This is a genomic window from Streptomyces sp. SID9727, assembly GCF_010550605.1.
GTDB lineage: Bacteria > Actinomycetota > Actinomycetes > Streptomycetales > Streptomycetaceae > Streptomyces.
Window position 1 is genome coordinate 1 of sequence record NZ_JAAGNI010000241.1, and the last position, 5,676, is coordinate 5,676.

Genomic DNA, 5,676 nt, shown 5'->3' on the forward strand with positions numbered 1-5,676 from the left:
CGCGCGGGGGACGGGCGCTGGGGCCGCTTCCGCCGTCAGTCGGCCGACGCGCTCCAGCCCTCTTCCGTGGCGACGTACAGCGCGCCCCGGTGCAGGCCGAGGCTGCTGGGGCCGGTGGCCTTCCCGGTACGGGCGAGCGCGCCGGGGCCCTGGAAGGCGGCGCCGGCGAGGCGGAAGGCGTGGGGCGTGGGACAGCTGAGGCTGCGCAGACGCCACGGCGCACTGGGCCTGCCCGGGAGGGCCAGTTGGAGCTGGGCCTCGGCGGGATGCCCCGGGGCACGGGCGGCCGTCCAGGCCGCCATGACGAGCGCGGCACGCGGCGGCTCCGGGGGCCGGGGCGTCTCGTTGAGCGGGGAGGGCGCTCGTACGGGATCCTCGTCGGCCTCGATGAGGTCGTCACGGCCCGCGCTCGACCTGAGGACGCCGGCGAACGACCGGGCGAGGACCGGGCCGCCCCGGTCGGCCCAGACGCGGATCAGGTCCCGGAAGGCCGCTTCCCGGTCCGCGCGCGGTGCGGAGCCGGCGGCGAGGACCGCCGCCCCCGCCCCCTCGAAGGCCCGGCACAGAGCGCTCACGGGGACCCGGTCGGCTTCGCCGGGATACCGCACCGAGCGGATCTCCCACATGACGTGCCGCAGCAGCACCGCGGCGGCATACGCGACGGCCCCCAGCTTCCCGTCCGAGGGCGGTGGTTCCGGCCGGCCCGACCGGCGGTCGCGGGGCGGAGTCACCGCGTCGGCGCGCCGGCCGGCGGCGGAGCGGTGCCAGGAACGGTCGTCGCACCAGTACTCGGCGGCGTCCGCGCGGAGGCGGCCGCCCGCCCCCACGGATACGTCGATCCCGTCGATCCGGGGGTCCAGAACCGCTCCCCGCGTGTCCGACAGGTCGAAGGCCGCCTCGGTGACGCGGTCCAGCGCGAGGTTCAGCCGGGCCGGGGCCAGGTCCCCGCCCTCCTCCACGGCGAATCTGCGGGGAACGGCCAACTGGAGCAGGGCGGTCAGGTCCGCGCCGGCACGTTCCACCCGCAGATGGCTGACCTCGGCCGCCGCCAGGTCGTAGTCGGGCAGCAGTTCCTCGACGCACGCGACGGTCACCGCCCGGGGCAGCGGTGCCATGACGTGCCCGCGATGGTCCCGGCCCGGGACGTACGGCTCGGCCATGGAGAGCAGCGGGCCGATGTCGTACCCGGCGACGCCGGCCTGCTCCGTCATCCACCGGCGGCGGTGCTCACTGATCCCGGCCATCCACTTCAGGGCGGCCAGCGCCCGCCGCTCGCGTGTACGCGGACGGGCCGAGTGCGCGGCCCTGAAGAGCGGGAAGAGATTGTTGTCCCATACGTCGGAGGCCGCCCGGATCGTTTCCCGGTCGTACCAGCGGGCATCCGCAGCGGCCTCCGCGATCTGCTGCACCGAGCGGTCCAGCAGCGCCGCGAGCACGGCCATGGCCGGGGCGCCGTTCACACCTTCGGGGGAAACGCCGGGCGGCAGCGCGGCCTCGGGAGGTGTCATGCCCGCGATCGTCGCACACCCCCGGTCGCGCCATCCTGCTGCGTGCGCCTCGGCTTCATGGTGCTCCCGCCACACCCCCGCGTCGAAACCATCAGGAAACCAGCAGAACGACCACCGGCCCGGACACCTGGCGAAGCCCTACCGGGGCTCGGCCCCGGGCGTCCCGAGCAGTTGCCGTTCCCAGGCGCGTTCGGCCGCACTGAGAGGGATCTCGGGGCACAGGTGCTCGGGATGGCCGGGGGGCGGCCCCTCGGTGGGACCGGTCCGCCGCTCGTCGCCTGGCGGGATGTAGACCCAGATCTGACCGAAAGCGATGAATGAGGATACGAAGGACCGCAGATACCGGGCGAGAGCGAGGCGCATGCCGCCAGCGTTCCCGCCCGCGCCAAAGCCACGCCAAAGCCGGCCGCACCCCATGCGTTTCGGCCAATCAGCATACGTACGCAGTTTCCCCGATGTGCGGACAGGCGCGCGCCCTCGAAAGTGACTGGAGCCGGACGAACAAGAGTCCGTTCCCTCATCGCACGAGGTTTCGATGCGCTACGAACTGCTCGGCCCGCTCCGCGTCTCCCACGAAGGCCGGGGCTGCTCCCTCAGCGCCCCCAAGATGGAAATGACCCTGGCCACCCTGCTCCTCGGAGCCGGACGTGTGACCACCAAGGATCAGATCATCGAGGAGCTGTGGGGGTCGGGACCGCCCCGGCGCGCCTCGGCCGCCGTCCACGTCTACCTCTCGCAACTGCGCAAGTTCCTCACGGCGGCCGGCGGCGACGGGGGCAGCGCCATCGTCACCAAGCCGTCCGGCTACCTGATGCGGCTGGAAGGAGCGGGCTACGACGTCGACGACTTCCGGACCGCCGTGCGCGAGGGCCGCGGCCTCCAGCAGGCCGGGCGGTACGAGGCCGCGCTCGACGCCTTCGGGCGGGCGCTCTCCCTGGTGCGCGGCCCGGTCCTGGACGGCACGCCCGAGGGCCCGGTCCTGACCCGCTTCGCGACCTGGGTGGAGGAGGAGCGGCTCGCCTGCCTGGAGTTGTCCGTCGAGGCCAGCACAGCGCTCGGCCGGCACGGGGAGGTCATCAGCCTGCTGAACACCCTCACCGCCGAATATCCTCTGCGCGAGGCTTTCTACCGCCAGCTGATGCTGGTCCTGTACCGCTCGGAAAGGCAGGCGGAGGCGTTGGAGGTGTACCGCTCGGCCCAGCGCGTCCTGCGGTCCGAGCTGGGCCTGGAGCCCTGCCGGTCGCTACGCAGGCTGCATCAGGCGATCCTGACGTCGGACCGCCTCCTCGACCTGCCGATGGCGAGCTGACGTGGCCGCCGTGAACCAGGACGCCTGGCTGCGTCGCCATCACCCCACGGACGCCCGCGCCGAGCTGGTCTGCTTCCCGCACGCGGGCGGCGCGGCGGGGTTCTGGCGTCCGCTGTCCGCCGCCGTGCACGCCTCGCTGGACGTGCGCGCCGTCCAGTACCCGGGCCGGCAGGACCGCTACCGCGAGCCGCCTGTCCGCGATCTGCACCGGCTCGCCGACCTGGTCGCCGAGGCGCTGGCGTCCGGGCCGCCGCCGGCCGGGCCGCGGGTCTTCATCGGGCACAGCATGGGGGCCTCGCTCGCCCACGAGGTGGCGCTGCGGCTGTCCGGGCGCCACGGTCCGGCGGCGCTGATCGTCTCCGGCCGCCGGGCGCCCTCGCGCCTCGGGGCCGGGGAGCGGCTGGAGACCGACGAGGCGGTGATCGCCCGGGTCCGCGCGCTGGGCGGCACCGACCCCGCCGTGCTCGCCGATCCCGATCTGCTGGAGGTGATCCTCCCCGCGCTGCGCGCCGACTACGCGGCCGTCGCCGGTTACGTACCGGGCGGCGGCCTCCTGTCGTGCCGGGTCGTCGCCGTCACCGGGGACAGCGACCCGGAGGCACCGCCGGAGGACGTACGGGCGTGGCGCGAGCACACCACGGGCCCCTTCGAGCTGCTGGTCCTGCCGGGCGGGCACTTCTCCCTGAACGACCACATCCCGGCCCTGGCGGAACTCGCCGTCGCCCTGTCCTCGGAGGCCCCGGCGCACCGGCGGGCGGTGGGTCGCTCGTGAGCGGGGCCGGACGGCTGCTGGCCATCAGCGATCTGCATGTGGCGTTCGACGAGAACCGGGCGGTGCTGGAAGGACTGCGTCCCGAGCACCCGGACGACTGGCTGCTGGTGGCCGGGGACGTCGGCGAGGTAGCGGGAGATGTCGGCCGGGCTCTGGAACTGCTCAGCCGGCGCTTCGCGAAGGTCGTGTGGGTCCCGGGCAACCACGAGCTGTGGACCCACCGCCAGGACCCGCTCACCCTGCGGGGCCTGGCCCGGTACGAGCATCTGGTGCGGATCTGCCGTGACCTGGGCGTCCTGACGCCCGAGGACCCGTACCCGCTGTGGCACGGCCCGACCGGCCCGGTGACCGTGGCCCCGCTGTTCATCCTGTACGACTACACCTTCCGGCCGTCCGGCACCCGGACCCGCGAGGAGGCACTGGAACGGGCCGGGGAGAGCGGCATCGTGGGCGCCGACGAGGCGCTGCTGCACCCCGACCCGTACCCCTCGATCGACGCCTGGTGCCGGGCCCGCCTGGCGCTGACGGAGCGCCGGCTCGCGGAGCTGCCGCCCGGGACCGGAACGGTACTGGTCAACCACTTCCCGCTGGTCCGCGAGCCCACCCACGTCCTGCGGCACCCGGAGTTCGCCCTGTGGTGCGGCACCGAGGCGACCGCGGACTGGCACACCCGGTTCAACGCCCGCGCGGTGGTGTACGGGCACCTCCACATCCCGCGGACCACCTGGCACGACGGGGTCCGTTTCGAGGAGGTGTCCGTGGGCTACCCCCGGGAGTGGAGCCGCCGGAGCGGCGGCCCGGGCCGGCCGCGCGTGATCCTGCCCGGTGCCGGGGCGGACGCGCCGGAGGCCCGGCCGTGATCGGCGCGCTGCTGCCCGTGGGAGCGGTCGGGGCCGAGGTGTACGACGACCCGCCCGGAGCACGGCTGCACCCGGCGGAGGAGGCGGCCATGGCGCACGCGGTGGCGTCCCGGCGCCAGGAGTTCACGTCCGTACGCCACTGCGCGCGCCTCGCGCTCGCCCGGCTCGGCGTCGGCTACGAGCCGCTGGTGCCGGGCCGTCTGGGCGCCCCGCGCTGGCCGGACGGGGTGTCCGGCAGCATGACGCACTGCGCGGGTTTCCGGGCGGCCGCCGTGGCACGGGCGGGCGTGCTGGCGTCCGTCGGCATCGACGCCGAACCCGACCGACCGCTGCGGCCGGGCATGCCGGAGTCCATCGCGTTGCCGGCTGAGCGGGCACGGCTCGCGGAACTGTCCCTGGAGCGGCCCGGACTGGCGTGGGACCGGCTGCTGTTCAGTGCCAAGGAGGCGGTGTACAAGGCGTGGTTCCCGCTGACCGGGCGGCTGCTCGACTTCCCGGAGGCGGAGATCCGCATCGACGCCGGGGGCACCTTCCGGGCGGTGCTGCTGGTGCCCGGCCCCGTGGTCGGGGGCCGGGCAGTCCGGGTCCTGCACGGCCGGTGGGCGGCCGGCCGGGGGCTGCTGGTCACCGCGACCGGGGTGCCTCAGCCGGCCAGGGCCATCAGCCGGACGAGGGCGGCGCGCGAGTTCACCCCTAGCTTGCTGTAGATGTGCGTCAGATGGACGTCCACGGTGCGCGGGCTCACCCGCAGCCGGCCGGCGATGTCCTTCGTCTTCAGTCCCTCGCCGGCGAGTTCGGCGACCTCACGCTCGCGCAGGGTCAGCTCGCCGAGACCGTCGTCCTCGCTCCGCTCCGCCATCCGTCCGGCGGAACGGGCCAGTTCACGGGCGCGGGCGCCCGCCGGGCTGGCGTCGCCGAACAGCACCCGGGCCTCCTCGTAGCAGGCGGCGGCCTCCGCCGGGAGCTCTCGGCCCATCAGGGCGTGCCCCCGGGCCAGCAGCGCGTGTCCGCTCTGCTCGATCAGGCCGACGGCGGACGCGGCCTCGGTGGCGCGCTCTGCCCAGGCGTCCAGGCAGGCCGTGCCGGCGCCGTCCGCCTGGACCGCGGCCGCGCCCAGCAGTTCGTAGTTGCGGGCGGCGAACACCGCGACCGGCTCGGCCACTCGCCACGCCTCCCGCTCGGGCAGCAGCAGGGCCAGCGCGGCGCCGGGGTCGCCCGAGGCGAGCG

General features: G+C 74.9%; 7 protein-coding genes. 4 read left to right on the top strand and 3 right to left on the bottom strand.

Features of this window, described 5'->3' with window-relative positions; genetic code table 11:
• Positions 1-35 precede the first annotated feature (35 nt).
• Both G3I41_RS15465 and G3I41_RS36865 read right to left on the bottom strand, forming a co-directional pair.
• On the bottom strand, positions 36-1,508 hold the full coding sequence (locus G3I41_RS15465) for a hypothetical protein (protein WP_164400786.1): 1,473 nt from the start codon (positions 1,506-1,508) through the stop codon (positions 36-38).
• 138 nt (positions 1,509-1,646) lie between these two features.
• A complete protein-coding gene (locus G3I41_RS36865) occupies positions 1,647-1,925 on the bottom strand; it encodes a DUF6059 family protein (protein ID WP_343242136.1) in 279 nt (92 codons plus the stop codon).
• 118 nt (positions 1,926-2,043) lie between these two features.
• On the opposite strand from G3I41_RS36865, the gene G3I41_RS15475 reads away from it, so the two are divergent.
• From G3I41_RS15475 to G3I41_RS15490, 4 genes are read left to right on the top strand one after another with little or no spacing between them, the layout of a single operon-like run.
• Positions 2,044-2,817, top strand: coding sequence for an AfsR/SARP family transcriptional regulator (locus tag G3I41_RS15475; RefSeq protein ID WP_164400788.1), 774 nt, complete (start codon positions 2,044-2,046; stop codon positions 2,815-2,817).
• A 1-nt stretch (position 2,818) separates the two neighbouring features.
• On the top strand, positions 2,819-3,589 hold the full coding sequence (locus G3I41_RS15480; RefSeq protein WP_164400789.1) for an alpha/beta fold hydrolase: 771 nt from the start codon (positions 2,819-2,821) through the stop codon (positions 3,587-3,589).
• A complete protein-coding gene (locus G3I41_RS15485) occupies positions 3,586-4,449 on the top strand; it encodes a metallophosphoesterase (RefSeq protein WP_164400790.1) in 864 nt (287 codons plus the stop codon). Before G3I41_RS15480 ends, G3I41_RS15485 begins: the two co-directional genes overlap by 4 nt.
• Positions 4,449-5,156: a 4'-phosphopantetheinyl transferase superfamily protein gene (locus G3I41_RS15490; protein ID WP_343242137.1), complete on the top strand. Its 708-nt coding sequence runs from the start codon at positions 4,449-4,451 to the stop codon at positions 5,154-5,156. The genes G3I41_RS15485 and G3I41_RS15490 overlap by 1 nt, the downstream gene beginning before the upstream one ends.
• Here the strand turns inward: G3I41_RS15490 and G3I41_RS15495 are convergent.
• Positions 5,093-5,676: helix-turn-helix transcriptional regulator (locus G3I41_RS15495; RefSeq protein ID WP_164400792.1), on the bottom strand; the 584-nt coding region annotated here is incomplete at its 5' end. The two genes, G3I41_RS15490 and G3I41_RS15495, sit on opposite strands and share 64 nt — an antisense overlap.

Excerpts from the sequence above, each read along its gene's own strand:
- G3I41_RS15465 (WP_164400786.1), bottom strand. The coding sequence starts at position 1,508 with ATGACACCTCCCGAGGCCGCGCTGCCGCCCGGCGTTTCCCCCGAAGGT.
- G3I41_RS15475 (WP_164400788.1), top strand. The coding sequence starts at position 2,044 with ATGCGCTACGAACTGCTCGGCCCGCTCCGCGTCTCCCACGAAGGCCGG.
- G3I41_RS36865 (WP_343242136.1), bottom strand. The coding sequence starts at position 1,925 with ATGGGGTGCGGCCGGCTTTGGCGTGGCTTTGGCGCGGGCGGGAACGCT.